This is a genomic window from Candidatus Dactylopiibacterium carminicum (assembly GCF_014736495.1).
GTDB lineage: Bacteria > Pseudomonadota > Gammaproteobacteria > Burkholderiales > Rhodocyclaceae > Uliginosibacterium > Uliginosibacterium carminicum.
In genome coordinates this window covers 1-18,334 of the sequence record NZ_MDUX01000049.1, presented here as the reverse complement: position 1 = coordinate 18,334, position 18,334 = coordinate 1, and the positions used below count along the sequence as shown (strand labels likewise).

At 61.6% G+C, this 18,334-nt stretch carries 18 protein-coding genes and 1 tRNA gene; all 19 read left to right on the top strand.

What is annotated here, in order from left to right; all coding sequences use genetic code 11:
• Positions 1-10: 10 nt before the first annotated feature.
• Positions 11-805 carry a phosphate ABC transporter ATP-binding protein PstB gene (gene pstB / locus BGI27_RS13395; RefSeq protein ID WP_095525363.1) on the top strand — a complete coding sequence of 265 codons (795 nt, stop codon included), beginning with the start codon at positions 11-13 and terminating at the stop codon, positions 803-805.
• A gap of 98 nt (positions 806-903) precedes the next feature.
• Positions 904-1,251, top strand: coding sequence for a preprotein translocase subunit SecG (gene secG / locus BGI27_RS13390; RefSeq protein ID WP_095525362.1), 348 nt, complete (start codon positions 904-906; stop codon positions 1,249-1,251).
• Positions 1,252-1,315: 64 nt separating this feature from the next.
• Positions 1,316-1,400 (top strand) — tRNA-Leu (locus BGI27_RS13385).
• Between the two features lie 93 nt (positions 1,401-1,493).
• Positions 1,494-1,868: an NADH-quinone oxidoreductase subunit A gene (locus BGI27_RS13380; protein WP_095525361.1), complete on the top strand. Its 375-nt coding sequence runs from the start codon at positions 1,494-1,496 to the stop codon at positions 1,866-1,868.
• A 58-nt stretch (positions 1,869-1,926) separates the two neighbouring features.
• A complete protein-coding gene (locus BGI27_RS13375) occupies positions 1,927-2,415 on the top strand; it encodes a NuoB/complex I 20 kDa subunit family protein (protein WP_095525360.1) in 489 nt (162 codons plus the stop codon).
• Positions 2,412-3,014, top strand: coding sequence for an NADH-quinone oxidoreductase subunit C (locus BGI27_RS13370; protein WP_223871802.1), 603 nt, complete (start codon positions 2,412-2,414; stop codon positions 3,012-3,014). The genes BGI27_RS13375 and BGI27_RS13370 overlap by 4 nt, the downstream gene beginning before the upstream one ends.
• Complete coding sequence (locus tag BGI27_RS13365) at positions 3,007-4,272, top strand: NADH-quinone oxidoreductase subunit D (protein WP_095525358.1); 1,266 nt, start codon at positions 3,007-3,009, stop codon at positions 4,270-4,272. The genes BGI27_RS13370 and BGI27_RS13365 overlap by 8 nt, the downstream gene beginning before the upstream one ends.
• Positions 4,273-4,342: 70 nt before the next feature.
• Positions 4,343-4,819: an NADH-quinone oxidoreductase subunit NuoE gene (gene nuoE / locus BGI27_RS13360; RefSeq protein ID WP_095525357.1), complete on the top strand. Its 477-nt coding sequence runs from the start codon at positions 4,343-4,345 to the stop codon at positions 4,817-4,819.
• A complete protein-coding gene (gene nuoF, locus BGI27_RS13355; RefSeq protein ID WP_170943042.1) occupies positions 4,816-6,132 on the top strand; it encodes an NADH-quinone oxidoreductase subunit NuoF in 1,317 nt (438 codons plus the stop codon). The genes nuoE and nuoF overlap by 4 nt, the downstream gene beginning before the upstream one ends.
• Before the next feature lie 2 nt (positions 6,133-6,134).
• Positions 6,135-8,471: an NADH-quinone oxidoreductase subunit NuoG gene (nuoG, locus tag BGI27_RS13350; RefSeq protein WP_095525356.1), complete on the top strand. Its 2,337-nt coding sequence runs from the start codon at positions 6,135-6,137 to the stop codon at positions 8,469-8,471.
• Positions 8,471-9,520, top strand: coding sequence for an NADH-quinone oxidoreductase subunit NuoH (gene nuoH, locus BGI27_RS13345; protein ID WP_095525355.1), 1,050 nt, complete (start codon positions 8,471-8,473; stop codon positions 9,518-9,520). The genes nuoG and nuoH overlap by 1 nt, the downstream gene beginning before the upstream one ends.
• A gap of 2 nt (positions 9,521-9,522) precedes the next feature.
• Positions 9,523-10,011, top strand: a complete 489-nt coding sequence (nuoI, locus tag BGI27_RS13340; protein ID WP_095525354.1) for an NADH-quinone oxidoreductase subunit NuoI — start codon at positions 9,523-9,525, stop codon at positions 10,009-10,011.
• A 20-nt stretch (positions 10,012-10,031) separates the two neighbouring features.
• Positions 10,032-10,694, top strand: coding sequence for an NADH-quinone oxidoreductase subunit J (locus BGI27_RS13335; RefSeq protein WP_095525353.1), 663 nt, complete (start codon positions 10,032-10,034; stop codon positions 10,692-10,694).
• Positions 10,694-10,999: an NADH-quinone oxidoreductase subunit NuoK gene (gene nuoK / locus BGI27_RS13330; RefSeq protein WP_095525372.1), complete on the top strand. Its 306-nt coding sequence runs from the start codon at positions 10,694-10,696 to the stop codon at positions 10,997-10,999. Before BGI27_RS13335 ends, nuoK begins: the two co-directional genes overlap by 1 nt.
• A gap of 7 nt (positions 11,000-11,006) precedes the next feature.
• Positions 11,007-13,025, top strand: coding sequence for an NADH-quinone oxidoreductase subunit L (gene nuoL / locus BGI27_RS13325; RefSeq protein ID WP_095525352.1), 2,019 nt, complete (start codon positions 11,007-11,009; stop codon positions 13,023-13,025).
• A gap of 22 nt (positions 13,026-13,047) precedes the next feature.
• Positions 13,048-14,529, top strand: coding sequence for an NADH-quinone oxidoreductase subunit M (locus tag BGI27_RS13320; RefSeq protein WP_095525351.1), 1,482 nt, complete (start codon positions 13,048-13,050; stop codon positions 14,527-14,529).
• A gap of 31 nt (positions 14,530-14,560) precedes the next feature.
• A complete protein-coding gene (gene nuoN / locus BGI27_RS13315; RefSeq protein WP_095525350.1) occupies positions 14,561-16,126 on the top strand; it encodes an NADH-quinone oxidoreductase subunit NuoN in 1,566 nt (521 codons plus the stop codon).
• Positions 16,127-16,185: 59 nt separating this feature from the next.
• Positions 16,186-16,725, top strand: a complete 540-nt coding sequence (locus BGI27_RS13310; RefSeq protein WP_095525349.1) for an NUDIX domain-containing protein — start codon at positions 16,186-16,188, stop codon at positions 16,723-16,725.
• 100 nt (positions 16,726-16,825) lie between these two features.
• Positions 16,826-18,301: a GTP-binding protein gene (locus BGI27_RS13305; RefSeq protein WP_095525348.1), complete on the top strand. Its 1,476-nt coding sequence runs from the start codon at positions 16,826-16,828 to the stop codon at positions 18,299-18,301.
• Positions 18,302-18,334 lie beyond the last annotated feature (33 nt).

The window sequence follows — 18,334 nt, the reverse complement described above, 5'->3', positions numbered from 1 at the left end:
GACGATCGACATGATTGCGAACAACGTTGCCAAGAGCGAGCCTGCCAGCATCAAGGCCGAGGTGAAGAACTTCAACTTCCACTACGGTGCCTTCCATGCGTTGAAGAATATCAACATGCCCATCCATGAGCGCAAGGTCACTGCGCTGATCGGTCCTTCCGGGTGTGGCAAGTCGACACTGCTGCGCTCCTTCAACCGCATGCATGACCTCTACCCCGGCAACCGCTATGAGGGCGAGATCCTACTGCAGCCCGACAATACCAATCTGCTGGATCCGCAGGTGGATCCGATCGAAGTGCGCATGCGCATCTCGATGGTGTTCCAGAAGCCCAACCCCTTTCCCAAGTCGATCTATGAGAACGTTGCCTATGGGCTGCGTATCCGTGGTGAGAACAGCCGTGCCGTGCTCGATGAGAAGGTCGAAAGTGCACTGCGCGGTGCGGCGTTGTGGGACGAGGTCAAGGATCGCCTAAACAGTCTCGGGGCCAACCTCTCGGGTGGTCAGCAGCAGCGGCTATGTATTGCCCGCGCACTGGCGACAGACCCCGAGATCATCCTGTTTGACGAGCCGACCTCCGCACTGGACCCGATCGCCACGGCCAGCATCGAGGAACTGGTGACCGAACTGAAGAATAAGGTCACGATCCTCATCGTTACGCATAACATGCAGCAAGCTGCCCGCGTCTCGGATTTCACCGCTTACATGTATCTGGGTGAGATGGTGGAATTCGGCGTGACAGACCAGATGTTCATCAAGCCGCAAAAGAAGCAAACCGAGGATTACATCACCGGCCGGTTCGGCTGAATTCCGGATGGCAGACAGGGGCACGAAAACCTTGTTGACCTGTTCGATGGGTGTTTCTATAATTATCGTCTTTCCAAACAGCGAAACGTGCTCCGATCATGGGTAGTTTCTGGTTGAGTCTTTTGCTTGTGCTGCATATCCTTGTCGGGTGTGCCGTCATTGGCTTCGTGCTGCTTCAGCACGGCAAGGGGGCTGACATGGGTGCTGCCTTCGGTAGTGGGGCGTCCGGCAGTCTGTTTGGCGCAACCGGTTCGGCGAACTTCCTCAGTCGCTCGACCGCTGTTCTGGCTACCATTTTTTTCATCACCAGTCTGGCGCTGAGTTATTTCGCCAGTGGTTTTGATTGGCGTGGTCCCAGTGATCTGATGGAATCCGTGGCGCCCACCCAGGCGCCGGTGACAATCGAGGCTTCCGCGCCTGCCGCGTCTCAAGAGATTCCCAAGTAAGTTTGCTGTAGTGACGGGGTTGATGTAGAGTCAGATCTGCATCTCCCGCAAGTGGTAAAGCCGTGCCGACGTGGTGAAATTGGTAGACACGCCATCTTGAGGGGGTGGTGGCGCAAGCCGTATGAGTTCGAGTCTCATCGTCGGCACCATAATTCGAAAAACATTGAAGATTTGCCCGCCTACCCAGCGGGCGTTTTTCGATGGGCAGTGCAAGTACAGAGTACAGAGAGGAATAAGCAGTAATGCTGAATAACTATTTTCCTGTCCTGCTGTTCATCATCGTCGGCCTCGCCATCGGTTCCGCGCCGATGGTCATGGGCCGTCTGCTGGCACCCAACAGACCAGACCCACAAAAGCTCTCTCCCTACGAGTGTGGATTTGATGCCTTCGAAGAAGCGCGGATGCGCTTCGACGTACGCTACTATCTGATCGCAATTCTTTTCATTCTGTTCGACCTTGAGGTGGCATTCCTGTTGCCTTGGGCCGCTGTTGCAAAGGAATTGGCGAGCGACGACGCGGTTCGTCTGTTCGGGTTCTCTGGAATGTTCGTGTTTCTCGGGATTCTCGAAATCGGATTTTTGTACGTCTGGAAGAAAGGCGCGCTCGACTGGGACTGATCCGTCCCTTTCATTCCTCCTTTTGACTAGGCGCCCGCATGACTGAGAGGGGCGCTCTGTGAGCATCGAAGGTGTATTCCGCGAAGGCTTCGTCACTACATCGCTAGACAGCGTCATCAACTGGACGCGTACCGGCTCGCTGTGGCCTGTGACCTTTGGTCTGGCCTGCTGTGCGATCGAGATGATCCACGCTGGCTGTTCTCGCTATGACCTGGACCGCTTCGGCGTGATGTTCCGGCCAAGTCCGCGTCAGTCGGATCTCATGATCGTGGCCGGCACGCTGTGCAACAAAATGGCGCCCGCACTGCGTCGCGTGTACGACCAGATGGCCGAACCGCGATGGGTCATCTCCATGGGTTCCTGTGCCAACGGCGGCGGCTACTACCATTATTCCTACTCCGTGGTGCGCGGCTGTGACCGCATCGTGCCGGTGGACGTCTATGTGCCGGGCTGTCCGCCCACGCCCGAGGCGCTCATCTACGGCATCATGCAACTGCAGAACAAGATCCGCCGCACCAGCACCATCGCGCGCGGGGAGGCTGCCTGATGCGCCGCCTCGACCAACTTGCCGCCGCCCTGCGCGAACAGCTCGGCGCCCATGCCGATACCCTAGTCGAGGATCTGGGCGAGCTCACGCTGACCCTGCCGGCTTCAGCATTGCTGGAAGTGGCCGCACTGCTGCGGGACGACGAGGCGCTCGCGTTTTCCGAGCTCCTGGATCTGTGCGGCGTGGATTACGCGGGCTATGGCGGCAGCCGGACCTGGCCGGCACGCTATGCCAGCGTGTCGCATCTGTTGTCGATCAGGCATAACTGGCGCTTGAGGCTGCGCGTCTTCGCGCCCGATGATTCCCTGCCGGTGCTGCCTTCCCTGTGCGGTGTCTGGCCCTCGGCGAACTGGTTCGAGCGCGAGGCCTTCGATCTCTTCGGTATCCTCTTCGAGGGGCATCCGGATCTGCGCCGCATCCTCACCGATTATGGCTTCATCGGTCATCCGTTCCGCAAGGACTTCCCGGTCTCGGGCTTCATGGAAATGATCTACGACGAAGAACAGGGGCGGGTGATCTATCAGCCCGTCACCATCGCGCCGCGGGAGAACACCCCGCGCATCGTGCGCGAGGAGAGCTACGGAGGCGGCCGTGGCTGAGCTGCAGAACTACACCATCAACTTTGGTCCGCAGCACCCCTCGGCGCACGGTGTGTTGCGCCTGATCCTCGAACTTTCAGGCGAGGAAGTGGTGCGCGCCGATCCACATATCGGCTTGTTGCACCGAGGTACCGAGAAGCTTGCCGAAACGCGTACCTGGATCCAGTCCGTGCCTTACATGGATCGCCTGGACTACGTCTCGATGATGAGCAACGAGCACGCCTACTGCATGGCGATCGAGCGGCTGCTCGGAATCGAAGTACCGTTGCGCGCGCAGTACATTCGCGTGATGTTCGACGAGATCACACGCATCCTGAACCACCTGCTCAACATCGGCACGCATGGTCTGGACATTGGTGCGATGACCATGGTGCTCTACACCTTCCGCGAGCGCGAAGACCTGATGGACGCCTACGAGGCGGTGTCGGGCGCGCGCATGCATGCGGCCTATTATCGGCCGGGCGGCGTCTACCGCGATCTGCCCGAGCAAATGCCGAAGTACCAGGCCAACAAGTTCAAGGACGCCGCTGCTGTCGGCAGGCTGAATGCCGCACGCGAAGGTTCGCTGCTCGATTTTCTGGAAGACTTCACGGCTCGCTTCCCGGCCTGCGTGGATGAGTACGAAACCCTGCTTACTGACAACCGCATCTGGAAGCAGCGCACTGTGGGCGTCGGTGTGGTGACTCCCGAGCGGGCCCAGGCGCTGGGCTTTTCGGGGCCGATGCTGCGCGGCTCTGGCATCGTCTGGGATCTGCGCAAGAAACAGCCCTATGAAGTCTATGATCGGGTAGATTTCGACATCCCCGTGGGTCGCAACGGCGACTGCTACGACCGCTATCTCGTGCGCATCGCCGAGATGCGCGAGAGCAACCGCATCATCCGCCAGTGCATCGACTGGCTGCGTGCCGATTTTGCCAAGGGCGCCGGTCCGGTGATCACCGAGAGTCACAAGGTTGCCCCGCCTTCGCGCGAGAAGATGAAGGGCAACATGGAAGAGCTGATCCACCATTTCAAGCTCTTCACCGAAGGCATGCATGTGCCCGAAGGCGAGGTCTACGCCGCAGTGGAGCACCCCAAGGGAGAATTCGGCGTCTATGCCATTTCGGACGGAGCAAACAAGCCCTGGCGTCTGAAGCTGCGCCCGCCGGGCTTTGCCCATCTGGCCGCGATGGATGAGATGGCGCGGGGCCACCTGATTGCTGACGTGGTCGCCATCATCGGAACCATGGATGTGGTGTTCGGCGAGATCGATCGCTGAAGCCATGATACGGAAGTGTCGTCCGCACGGCGCCCCCCGGTAAGCGTGCGGTTTTGACCGAGAGAAGAAAATGCTGAGTCCGCAATCCCTGCTGTTGATAGATCGTGAAGTGGCCAAGTATCCCGCCGACCAGAAGCAATCGGCGGTGATGGCGGCGCTGCGCATCGCCCAGGCTGAGAAACGCTGGCTGGCGCCAGAGACCATCGAATTCGTCGCAAAGTATCTTGGCATGCCGACAATGGCCGCCTACGAGGTCGCCAGCTTCTACAACATGTACGACCTGCAGCCGGTCGGCGCGCACAAGATCACCGTTTGTACCAACCTGCCTTGCGCGCTGTCGGGGGGCTCGGAAGCGGCGGAATACCTCAAGACAAAGCTCGGCATCGATTTCAACGAAACCACACCGGACGGCAGGTTTACCCTCAAGGAGGGCGAATGCATGGGCGCCTGCGGCGATGCGCCGGTGCTTCTGCACAACAACCACAAGATGTGCTGCCGTATGACGCGCGAAGAAATCGACGGTCTGATCGAGGAACTCTCCAAATGAGCGAGCACAAGCTGATCCTCGCCGATCTGGACGGCGACCGCAGCTGGCGATTGGCCGATTACGCCCAGCGTCGCGGTTACGAGGCGCTGAAGAAGATCGTGGCCGAGAAGATCGCGCCGGACGACATCATCGCCACGCTCAAGACGGCCAATCTGCGCGGGCGTGGTGGCGCGGGCTTTCCCACCGGGCTCAAGTGGAGCTTTATGCCCAAGGCCTACACCGGCCCGAAGTATGTCGTCTGCAATTCCGACGAGGGCGAGCCCGGCACCTTCAAGGACCGCGACATCCTGCGCTACAACCCGCACGCGGTGATCGAAGGCATGATCATCGCTGGCTACACCATGGGCTGCGTGGCCGGCTACAACTACATCCATGGCGAGATCTTCGAGGTCTACGAGCGCTTCGAGGCCGCGCTGGACGAGGCTCGCGCGGCCGGCCTGCTGGGCCGGAACATCCTTGGCTCCGACTTCAGCTTCGAACTCTTCGCCCATCACGGTTATGGCGCCTACGTCTGTGGCGAGGAAACCGGTCTGCTAGAGTCGCTCGAAGGCAAGAAGGGGCAGCCCCGCTTCAAGCCGCCGTTTCCAGCGAGCTTCGGTCTGTACGGCAAGCCGACCACCATCAACAACACCGAGACCTTCGCTTCCGTGCCCTTCATCCTGCGCATGGGTGGCGAAACCTTTCTCAATCTGGGCAAACCCAACAACGGCGGCACCAAGATCTTCTCGGTCTCCGGTCACGTCAATCGTCCGGGCAACTACGAGGTGCAGTTGGGCACGCCGTTCGCCGAACTGCTGGAGATGGCCGGTGGCATGCGTGGCGGCCGCAGGCTCAAGGCGGTGATTCCCGGTGGTTCCTCGGCGCCGGTGCTGTCGGGCGAACTCATGATGGAGCTCACCATGGACTACGACGCCATCGCGAAGGCCGGCTCCATGCTGGGGTCGGGCGCCGTGATCGTGATGGACGAAACCACCTGCATGGTCAAGGCGCTGGAGCGGCTGTCCTACTTCTATTTCGAGGAATCCTGCGGCCAATGCACGCCCTGCCGCGAGGGCACCGGCTGGCTGTATCGCATGATGCGCCGCCTGGAGCACGGCGAAGGCCGCGCCGAGGATCTCGACCTGCTCGACAACGTCGCTGAGAACATCATGGGCCGCACCATCTGCGCGCTGGGGGATGCGGCGGCCATGCCGGTGCGTGGTTTCCTCAAGCATTACCGCGACGAATTCGCCTACCACATCGAACACAAGCGTTGCCTCGTACCCGTGGAATTACAGCGGGAAGGCAGCCGGATTTACGTGCGCCAGGATTGAGCATGCTAGAGATCGAAATCGACGGGCAGAAGGTGGAAGTGGCTCCGGGCAGCACCGTGATGCAGGCCGCGCAGCGGATCGGCAAGCACATCCCGCACTTCTGTTATCACAAGAAGCTTTCCATCGCCGCCAACTGTCGCATGTGCCTGGTGGAGGTGGAGAAGATGCCCAAGGCCGTGCCGGCCTGCGCCACGCCCGTAGCCGCGGACATGAAGGTGCACACGGGCTCCGAGAAGGCAGTCAAGGCGCAGCGTGCAGTGATGGAGTTCCTGCTCATCAACCATCCGCTGGACTGCCCGATCTGCGACCAGGGCGGCGAATGCCAGCTGCAGGATATCGCCGTCGGCTACGGTGGCGGTGAATCGCGTTACCGCGAAGAGAAGCGCGTGGTGTTCAACAAGAAGCTCGGCCCGCTGATCAACACTGACATGACGCGCTGCATCCACTGCTCGCGCTGCGTGCGCTTCGGTCAGGAGATCGCCGGTGTGATGGAGTTAGGTATCGCCCATCGCGGCGAGCACGCCGAGGTGATGGCCTTCGTCGATCGCTCGGTGGATTCCGAGCTCTCCGGCAACGCCATCGATCTGTGCCCGGTCGGCGCGCTGACCTCCAAACCCTTCCGTTTCGGCGCACGCACCTGGGAGCTGGTGCGTCGGCCCAGCGTAAGCCCGCACGATTCGCTGGGCGCGAACCTGCAGGTGCAGGTCAAGCACGACCGCGTGATGCGCGTGCTGCCTCTGGAAAACGAGGCGATCAACGAATGCTGGTTGTCCGATAAGGATCGCTTCTCCTACGAAGGTCTGTATGCCGCCGACCGCCTGACTCGACCGCAGATCAAGCACGACGGTGAATGGCATGAGGTCGACTGGCAGACCGCGCTGGACTACGTGGTACGCACGCTGGGCGACATCCGCAAGGAATATGGCGCGGATGCCATCGGCGCGTTGCTGTCGCCGCACAGCACGCTGGAAGAACTCCATCTCGCGCAGAAACTGGTACGTGGCCTGAGGAGCGAGAACATCGACAGCCGCCTGCGCCAGAACGATTTCTCCGCCGATGGTCGGCGCACGGGCACGCCCTGGCTGGGGCTGCCGCTGGCCGCGCTGAGCACGCTGGATGCCGCGCTGGTGGTCGGTAGTTTCCTGCGCAAGGATCATCCGCTGATGGCCCAGCGCCTGCGCCAGGCGCAGCGCGCTGGCGCGAAGATCTGCCGTGTGAATGCCGTGGCCGATGACTGGCTGATTCCACTGAGCGCCGAGGTGATCGCAGCGCCCGATCGTCTCGCCGCGTCGCTGGCTGCCGTGCTCGCGGCGCTGGCCGAGCAGACCGGGCAGGCGGTCGCCGCATCCTGTCAAGCCGCCGTGGCAGGCATCACTGTGGATGAAGCCGCACGCGGTGTTGCCGCTGCATTGTTGAATGGCGAACGCCGTGCGGTGCTGCTGGGCAATCTGGCCGTGCAGCATCCGAATGCCAGCTCCCTGCAGGTGCTGGCTGCCGAGATCGCGCGGCTGGCCGGTGCGAGCTTCGGTTTTCTCGGTGAGGCAGCCAACACGGTCGGCGCCGCGTTGGCCGGCGCGCAGCCGAGCAAAGGCGGGCGCAACGCCGCCGCCATGCTGCGCGAGCCGCGCAAGGCCTATGTTTTGCTGGGCGTAGAGCCCGAATTCGACTGCGCTGACGGCGTCGCTGCCCGTGCTGCGCTGATGCAGGCCGCGAGCGTGATCCACCTGGGTAGTTTCGTCGGCAGTGCCGCCGAGTACGCCGACGTGTTGCTGCCGATCGCACCTTTCACCGAAACTTCGGGCAGCTTCGTCAATGCCGAGGGCCGGTTGCAATCTTTCAGTGCCGTGGTGCCGCCGTTGGGCGATGCGCGTCCGGGCTGGAAGCTGCTGCGTGTGCTGGGCAATCTGCTCGGTTTGCCAGGCTTCGAGCAAGAGTCGTCTGAGGCCGTGCGTGCCGAAGCGCTGGGTGAGGGCGATCTTGCCACGTGCCTGGATAACGGCCTGGATGGCGTGCAGGCGCGCCTGGATGCGCCGGCACAGGGCTTGCAGCGCATCGCCGAGGTTCCCATCCATTTTGCTGATCCGCTGGCGCGTCGCGCCCCGGCCCTGCAGAAGACGCAGGATGCCGCCGTACCGCAGGCGCGCATCCATCCTGAAACCTTGACAGGCCTGGGCGTCGCGGATGGCGAGGTCGTGCGCTTGCGTGGCAGCGGTGAGGTGAAACTGGTTGCCCGTGTTGACGTTGGAGTGCCCGTCGGCTGTGTACGCGTTGCCGCGGCCCATCCGGCCAGCCTGGCGCTGGGGCCGATGTCCGCTGAACTGAGCGTGGAGCGTGCCTGATGGATCAGATCCTGCAACCCTTCGAAGCCTTCTTCGGTCCGTTCTGGGTCCTGATCTGGACGCTGGTGAAGATCATGATCATCGTCGCGCCGCTGATGGGTGCGGTGGCTTACACCACGCTGGCCGAGCGCAAGGTGATCGGCTGGATCCAGCTGCGCATCGGTCCGAACCGCGTCGGTCCGCTGGGCCTGCTGCAACCGGTGGCCGACGGCGTGAAGCTGCTGTTCAAGGAGGTCATCTCGCCGACCAAGGCCAGCACGCAGCTGTATTTCCTCGGTCCGGTGATGGCGCTGGCGCCCGCGCTGGTGGCCTGGGCCGTGGTGCCTTTCGACGACGGCCTGGTGCTCTCCAACATCAATGCCGGGGTGCTGCTGCTGATGGCGATCACCTCAGTGGAAATCTACGGTGTGATCATCGCCGGCTGGGCCTCCAACTCCAAGTACGCCTTCCTTGGCGCGATGCGGGCCAGCGCGCAGATGATCTCCTACGAACTAGGCATGGGCTTCGCGCTGGTGTGCGTGCTGATGATCTCCGGTTCGCTGAATCTGACCGAAATCGTGCAAGCGCAGGGGCAGGGCTGGTTCGCCGAGCAGGGGCTGGGGTTCCTGAGCTGGAACTGGCTGCCGCTGCTACCGATGTTCCTGGTGTATTTCATCTCCGGCGTGGCCGAGACCAACCGCGCGCCCTTCGACGTGGTGGAGGGCGAATCGGAAATCGTGGCAGGGCACATGATCGAGTATTCAGGCATGAGCTTCTCGCTCTTCTTCCTGGCCGAATACGCCAACATGATCCTCATCTCCACGCTCACCGCACTGTTTTTCCTCGGTGGTTGGCTCTCGCCGGTGGGCTTCCTGCCCGACGGCATCTGGTGGCTGCTCGGCAAGGCCGCTTTCCTGTTGTTCACCTTCCTCTGGGTGCGTGCGACCTTTCCGCGTTTCCGCTATGACCAGATCATGCGTCTGGGCTGGAAGGTGTTCGTCCCGTTGTGCCTGACCTGGATCATGCTGCTCAGCGTCTGGCTTTTCTCGCCGCTGTCCATCTGGAAGTAATCATGGGTGCCGTCAAGGATTTCTTCATCAGCATCGCGCTGGTCGAACTGGTCAAGGGCCTGGCCCTGACTGGCCGGCATATGTTCGCGCGCAAGATCACCACCCGCTACCCGGAAGAGAAGACGCCGCAGAGCCCGCGCTTCCGGGGCCTGCATGCGCTACGTCGCTATCCCAACGGCGAAGAGCGCTGCATCGCCTGCAAGTTGTGCGAAGCCGTCTGCCCGGCACTGGCGATCACCATCGAGTCCGCCCAGCGCGACGATGGCACGCGCCGCACCACGCGCTACGACATCGACCTGACCAAGTGCATCTTCTGCGGTTTCTGCGAGGAAGCCTGTCCGGTGGACGCCATCGTCGAGACCTCGATCATCGAGTATCACGGCGAGAAGCGCGGTGACCTCTACTACAGCAAGCAGATGCTGCTGGCCGTGGGTGACCGTTACGAGAAGGACATCGCTGCCGCGCGAGCGGCCGATGCCCGCTATCGCTGAGACGGGGGACCGGAGACAAAATGAACCTGACCGAGCTTTCCTTCCCCACGCTGTGCTTTTACCTTTGCGCGGCAATCACCGTGGCGGCCGCACTCGGCGTGATCACGGCGAAGAACCCGGTGCATGCCGTGCTCAGCCTGGTGTTGGCCTTCTTCAGCAGCGGCATGATCTGGTTGCTGCTGCAGGCTGAATTTCTCGCCATCTCCATCGTGCTGATCTACATCGGCGTGGTGATGGTGCTGTTCCTGTTCGTGGTGATGATGGTGGACATCAATGCCGCGCGGCTGCGCGACGGCTTCTGGCGCTATCTGCCGGTAGGCCTGGTGGTGGCGGGTGTGATGGTGGCCGAGATGGCGTTGGTGCTCAATGGCCGCTACTTCGGCCTTGCCGCTGTGCCGGCGCCCGAACCTGCGGCAGCGGATTTCAGTAACGTGAAGATGCTCGCGCATCTGCTCTATACCGAGTACGCCTACGCCTTCGAGCTGGCGGCACTGATCCTCACCGTAGGTCTGATCGCGGCGGTGATGCTGACATTCAACAAGCGTGTCGGCAGCAAGCGCGTGGACCCGGCCGATCAGGTGGCGGTGAAGGCGCGCGATCGTTTAGTGATGCATTCGATTCCGGCGGAGAAGGAGCCCGTGGTGGAACCCGTGACCGATGGCAGCGCGGAGGTGCGCTCATGATGGTGCCGCTCTCACATGTGCTCACACTGGGCGCGATCCTGTTCTCGCTGGGCGTGGTGGGCATCTTCCTCAACCGCAAGAACCTGATCGTGCTGCTGATGGCCATCGAGCTGATGCTGCTGGCGGTAAACATCAACTTCGTCGCCTTTTCCACTTATCACGGCGATGCGGCGGGGCAGATCTTCGTGTTCTTCATCCTCACCGTGGCGGCAGCCGAGTCGGCGATCGGCCTGGCCATCCTGGTGGTGCTGTTCCGCAAGCTCCAGTCGATCCATGTCGACGATCTCGACGGTCTGAAGGGATGAGCGTGCAATGACTCCGATGCAACAACTCTACCTGCTCGTTCCGCTGGCGCCGCTGGCGGGTGCCATCCTCGCCGGCCTGTTCGGTCGCCGGATCGGGCGCACAGCCTCACACGTGGTGACCATCCTCGGCGTGGCCGTCGCCTTTGTCGCCTCGCTGTTCATCTATCAGGATGTGGCGGCCGGTAATGTGTTCGAGGGCGCGCTTTACACTTGGGGGCGTGTGGGCGACCTGGCCTTCGAGGTCGGCTTCCTGATCGACAGCCTCACGGTCACCATGATGCTGGTGGTGAGCTTCGTCTCGCTGATGGTGCACATCTACACCATCGGCTACATGAAGGACGATCCTGGCTACCAGCGTTTCTTCAGTTACATCTCGCTGTTCACCTTCTCGATGCTGATGCTGGTGATGAGCAACAACTTCCTGCAGCTGTTCTTCGGCTGGGAAGCCGTGGGCCTCGTCTCCTATCTGCTGATCGGCTTTTGGTATGAGCGTCCGAGCGCGATCTACGCCAATCTCAAGGCCTTCCTGGTCAACCGCGTGGGCGATTTTGGTTTCCTGCTCGGCATCGGTCTGGTCGCGGCTTTCGCCGGCTCTTTGAACTATGCCGAGGTGTTCGCTATGGCGCCGGAGCTGCTCGACCTCACGGTGCCGGCCACCGGCTGGCCGCTGCTGACCGCGATCTGCATCTGCCTGTTCATCGGCGCGATGGGCAAGTCCGCGCAGGTGCCGCTGCACGTCTGGCTGCCCGACTCGATGGAAGGCCCGACACCGATCTCCGCGCTGATCCACGCGGCGACGATGGTCACCGCCGGCATCTTCATGGTGGCGCGGATTTCGCCGCTGTTCGAGCTTTCGCCCACGGCACTCTCCTTCGTGCTGGTGATCGGTGCCACCACGGCCTTGTTCATGGGCCTGCTGGGCATCGTGCAGAACGACATCAAGCGCGTGGTGGCGTATTCCACGCTCTCCCAGCTCGGCTACATGACCGTGGCGCTGGGCGTGTCGGCCTATTCGGCGGCAGTCTTCCACCTGATGACGCACGCCTTCTTCAAGGCCTTGCTGTTCCTTGCCGCCGGCTCCGTGATCATCGGCATGCACCACGATCAGGACATGCGCAACATGGGCGGGCTGCGCAAGTACATGCCGGTCACCTGGCTCACCTCGCTGATCGGCTCGCTGGCGCTGATCGGCCTGCCGCTGTTCTCCGGCTTCTATTCCAAGGACGCGATCATCGAGGCGGTGCGCCACTCGCAGATCCCGGGCGCGGGCTATGCCGCCTTCTGCGTGCTGGCCGGGGTGTTCATCACCGCTTTCTACAGCTTCCGCATGTACTTCCTGGTGTTCCATGGCGAGGAGCGCTTCGGCCATGCCCCTCACGATCATCATGAAGACGCTGCCGACGGGCATCATCACGGCCTGGCGCCGGGGCAGAAACCGCATGAATCGCCTTGGGTGGTCACCGTACCGCTGATACTGCTGGCGATTCCCTCGGTCCTGATCGGTTTCGTGACCATCGAGCCGATGTTGTTTGCCAGTTGGTTCGATGACGTGATCGCTGTACTGCCCGCGCATGACAGCCTGGCCGGCCTGCGCGAGGAGTTCCATGGCGCCTTCGGCATGGCGCTGCATGGGCTGATGACTGCGCCGTTCTGGCTCGCCGCTGCTGGCGTGGTCAGCGCCTGGGCGCTGTATCTGCGCTTCCCGCAGATTCCCGCCCGTATCCGTGCAAGGGTCGAGCCGCTCTATACGCTACTGGAAAACAAGTACTACTTCGACCGTTTCAACGAGGTGGTGCTGGCGGGTGGCTCGCGCTGGCTCGGACGCAGCCTGTGGCGCGGTGGCGACCAGTTGCTGATCGACGGCTTGCTGGTCAATGGCAGCGCGCGCGTGGTCGGCTGGGTGGCACAGGCGGCACGTCTGTTGCAGTCCGGGCTGCTGTATCAGTATGCCTTCTGGGTGATCATCGGCCTGGTGATCCTGCTTGCCCTGTGGTGGCCGGCTCTGCGTCTGGGGGCGCTGTCCTGAGCGGACGATTCGGAAAACAATGATGAACAATTTTCCCTACTTGTTGAGCCTGGCGATCTGGCTGCCCATCCTCGGCGGCCTGCTGACCCTGTGCGCCTCCGCGCCGCGTCATGCGCCACTCGCCCGCCAGATTGGTCTGGCGTTCGCGCTGCTGGGGCTGGCCGTGACGGTGCCGCTGTACACCGGTTTCGACACCGCTTCCGCCGCAATGCAGTTCGTCGAGCACCAGTCCTGGATTCCGTATTTCAACGTGCATTACTCGCTGGGTGTGGATGGCATCTCGATGCCCTTCGTGATCCTCAACAGCTTCATCACGGTGATCGTGGTGGTGGCCTGCTGGAAGTCGGTACAGGTGCGCGTGGCGCAATACCTGGCGGCCTTCCTGATCATGTCGGGCCTCATCAACGGCATCTTCGCCGCGCAGGACGGCGTGCTGTTCTACGTTTTCTTCGAAGCCTCGCTGATCCCGCTGTATCTGGCCATCGGCATCTGGGGCGGCGAGCGCCGCGTATACGCGGCGATCAAGTTCTTCCTTTACACGTTGGCCGGTTCGCTGCTGATGCTGCTGGCTTTCATCTTCTTTTTCCAGCGCTCTGGAAGCTTCGATCTGGCCGAATGGCAGGCGTTGCCGCTGGACCTGCGCAGCCAGACCTGGGTGTTCTGGGCGCTGTTCGCCTCCTTCGCGGTGAAGGTGCCGATGTGGCCAGTGCATACCTGGCTGCCCGATGCCCACGTCGAGGCGCCCACCGGCGGTTCGGTGGTGTTGGCGGCTATCGCGCTGAAGCTTGGTGCCTACGGCTTTCTGCGGTTCTCGCTGCCGGTGACGCCGGATGCCGCGCAGGCGATGGCGCCGATCCTGATCGCGCTGTCGCTGGTGGCCGTGGTCTACATCGGTTTCGTGGCCATCGTGCAGGCCGACATGAAGAAGCTGGTGGCTTATTCGTCGATTTCGCACATGGGCTTCGTAACCCTGGGCTTCTTCATCTTCAATCCGCTGGGCATGGAAGGCGCGATCGTGCAGATGATCTCGCACGGTTTCGTTTCCGCCGCGATGTTCCTTTGCATCGGCGTGCTGTATGACCGTCTGCACAGCCGCAGGATCGCCGATTACGGTGGCGTGGTGCACGTGATGCCACGCTTTGCTGCGCTGTTCATGCTGTTTGCCATGGCCAATGCGGGGTTGCCGGGCACCAGCGGATTCGTCGGCGAATTCTGGGTGATCCTGGGGGCCGTGCAGCACAACTTCTGGGTAGGCTTCGCCGCCGCGACCACGCTGATCCTCGGCGCTTCCTACACTCTGTGGATGTACAAGCGCGTGATCTTCGGGCCGCTGGTGAAGCCGGCGATCCAAGCCTTGTCCGATCTCGATCGGCGCGAGCTGGCGATGCTCGGCGTACTTGCCGCGTGCGTGCTGGCCATGGGCCTGTATCCCGCGCCAGTGGCGGAGGTGATGCACGTCAGCGTCGAGGGACTGCTGAGCCATGTGACGGCCGGCAAGCTGTGAGCGGACCAACGATCAGGTAATCAGGCACATGATGGAATTCCAGATCCCCAATTTCCTGCCCGCGCTCCCCGAGATCGTAGTGGCGGTGTTCGCCCTGTTGGGCCTGCTGTTCGTCGCCCTGCAGCGCAAGTCGGAAGGGTCCGCCTTCTGGATGGCGCAGCTGGCTTTGTGGAGCGGCGCGTTTTTTTCGCTCTGTCTGGGACGCAGCCCGGCGGATTTGTTCGAGGCACTGCGATCTGCTGGTTCAGGTTTCGAGGTGTTGCGCAATCTCGGTGAGATCCTCGTGGTCTGGGTGGGCAGTTCCGAGTCGACGTGGACCTTCAGTCAACTCTATCAGACCGATGCGCTCGGTGAGCTGCTCAAGGCCGCAGCCTGCATGGCCGTGGCGCTGGGGCTGATCTATGGCCGCCGCTACATGCGCGAGCGCAAGCTGGATAGCGGCGAGTACTACCTGCTGGTGCTGTTCGCTACCCTGGGCGTGATGGTGCTGGCGTCCGCCGGCAGTTTGCTGACGATCTACATCGGCCTCGAACTGTTGTCGCTGTCGTCCTACGCGCTGGTGGCGATCAATCGCAACGAACTGCGCTCCACCGAAGCGGCGATGAAATACTTCGTGCTCGGCGCGCTGGCGTCGGGTCTGCTGCTGTATGGCATGTCGATGATCTATGGCGCGACGCAGACGCTGGTGCTGCTCGACCTCATCCATGCGATGGATCAGGCTGCCGGTGTCAACCAGACCGTGCTGCTCTTCGGGCTGGTGTTCGTGGTCGCCGGCGTGGCCTTCAAGCTCGGTGTGGCGCCTTTCCACATGTGGGTGCCTGATGTATATGAAGGCGCGCCCAGTTCGATCACCCTGTTCCTGGCATCGGCGTCCAAGATCGCGGCCTTCGTGATGGCCTGCCGGCTTTTGGCGCAGGGGCTTTGGGGGCTGATCGAACACTGGAAGCTGATGCTGCTGTTGGCCGGCATTGCTTCAATCATGCTGGGCAACCTTGCGGGCATCGCGCAGACCAACTTCAAGCGCATGCTCGCCTATTCCGGCATTTCGCATATGGGTTTCCTGCTGCTGGGGTTTGCGTCGTCTCTACCCGAGCTCACGCGCAATGCGTATTCGGCATCGCTGTTCTACATGCTGACCTATGTGCTGACCACGCTGGCGGCCTTCGGCATCCTGCTTCTGATGACCCGTGAGGGCTACGAGGCAGAGCAGCTCGACGATTTTCGCGGCCTCAACCAGCGCAGTCCCTGGTGGGCGGCGATGATGGCCATCGCTATGTTTTCCATGGCGGGCATTCCGTTCTTCGTGGGGTTCTTCGCCAAATTCTTCGTACTGCAGGCCGTGTGGCAGGCGGGTTATACCTATGTGGCCGTGCTGGCTGTACTGATGTCGTTGATCGGGGCTTTCTTCTACCTGCGTGTGGTCAAACTGATGTATTTCGATGCGCCGGCGGCCGATGCACCTGCGGTGAACGCAGGCTGCCGCTTGAGTGGTGGACTGTTGTCGGCGAACGCGCTGGCGCTTGGGCTGCTGGGGCTTTTCCCGGGTGTCCTGTTGCAACTGTGCGTGGTCGTGGTGCAAGCCTCGCTTGCACCCTGACAGATTTTTGACTCACCCGGGCCGGCATTTGCCGGCCCTTTGTTTTTCAAGGAGCAGGAATGGATGAGGGTCTGATCGAGCGCCGCATCGATGGCGGTGAGGTTTTTCGTGGCAACTGGATCCGTGTGCAGCGTGACCGCATACGCCTGCCGGACGGCAAGGAAGCCACACGTGAGTTTGTTCGGCACCCGGGTGCCTGCGTGATCATTCCGGAGCTGCGGCCCGGTGTGTTGTTGTTCGAGCGGCAATTCCGCTATCCGGTGGGACAGGTCTTCATCGAGCTACCCGCAGGCAAGATCGATCCCGAAGAAGATCTGTTGGATTGCGCACGGCGCGAACTGCTCGAGGAAACCGGCTACACCGCCGGAGTCTGGGAGCATCTGGGCTGCATGCACAACTGCATTGGTTACTCCGATGAGCGGATCGAGATTTTTCTTGCACGCGACATGAAACCCGGACAACAGCAATTGGATGACGGCGAATTCGTGGAGCTTTTCGAGATGAGCCTGAAAGACGCCGCGGCTGCCGTGCTCGATGGGCGCATCACTGACGCGAAGACCATCACTTGCTTGTTCTGGCTCCAGCAAAAGCTGGGCTGACCCTCACGGGCAGGAAACAGTGGACGCGGAACGCTCCGATTGAATCGCCGAGGGCTGCGAAGTAGGGTCATCGTCATATTCATACAAGAGGAGACAAGCGATGCCCGGCACACAGGATATCCGTTCGATCGCCCTGTTGGGCTCCGCTGGAGCCGGCAAGACGACACTTGTCGAACAGTTGCTGGCGATGGCCGGCAGCGTCCCACAGGCAGGCTGCGTGGAGAAAGGCACGACGGTCTGCGATTACGACCCTTTGGAGAAGGAACATCAGCACACGGCCAAGCTGGCCGTGGCTGGTCTGCTGCGGCAAGGCGTACAGGTTCATCTGCTGGATACGCCCGGCTATCCGGATTTCGCAGGACAGGCTATGGCCGCGCTGGATGCCGTGGAGACTGTGTTCACGGTGATCAACCCGCAGAATGGTGTCGAACTCAGTGCCTCACGCGCGATGCTGTGGGCGCAGACGCGCAAGTTGTGCCGTGCGGTGGTGGTCAATCGCATCGATGCCGAGCATCTGGATCTACCCGCGTTGCTGGAAACGCTGCAAACATCGTTCGGGCGGGAGTGTCTGCCTATCAATCTGCCGGCGGCCGGTGGAATGCGTGTGATTGATTGTTTTTTCAATACGAGTGGAGAGACGACGGACTTCTCCAGTATCGAGGCTGCGCACCAGGCTATCGTCGAGCAGATCGTCGAGGTGGATGAAGCGCTGACCGCGCGGTATCTCAATGGTGAGGAAATCGAGCCGGAGAGTCTGCATGAGGCATTCGAGCAGGCCTTGCGTGAAGGGCATCTGGTTCCCGTGCTGTTCTGCTCAGCGCGCACAGGGGGCGGTCTAACTGCGCTGCTGGATTTCATCGTGCGTCTTGCCCCCAACCCGCTGGAGGGTAATGCTCCCTTGTTCGAAAAGTGGCCGGAAGGAAACGAGATGCGTGCGGAGCAATTCACGCCGACGCATGCTCGGGAGGCACACGTATTGGCGCACGTATTCAAGGTCGAGGTCGACGCCTATCTGGGGCGAATTGCCTGTCTGCGCGTATTGCAGGGGAGGATCACGCCGGACAGCACGCTCTTTGCAGGGGATTCACGCAAGCCATTCAGGGTTGCGCATCTGTATTCCCTGCAGGGCAGGCAGCTGACTGCCATCGATGAAGCGGGGCCTGGCGAGATCTGTGCAATTACCAAGGTAGATGAATTGAGCTTCGACACGGTATTGCACGATGTGCTGGAGGATGCTGTCATCCATTTTCGCCCGCTGCCCATTCCGCATGCGGTTTACGGGTTGGCCCTGAGGGTGAAGCGTTGCGGCGATGAACAGAAACTGGCTGAAGTACTGCATCGCATGGCGATTGAGGATCCCGGGCTTTTCGTGGAAAACGATCCGATCAGCCATGAGATGCTGATCCGGGGGCAGGGAGAGCTACATCTGGGGCGAGTGCTGGAGCGTATGAGGTCGCAGTACAAGCTGGAGGTTGACAGCCATCCGCCAGCGATTCCTTACCGGGAAACGATCACCCAATCCGCTGAGGGGCACTGTCGGCACAAGAAGCAAAGTGAATCGCCCCGGGTTTCCTAGACAGCCCCGAGCTTCATGAAATACTGTTTTTCA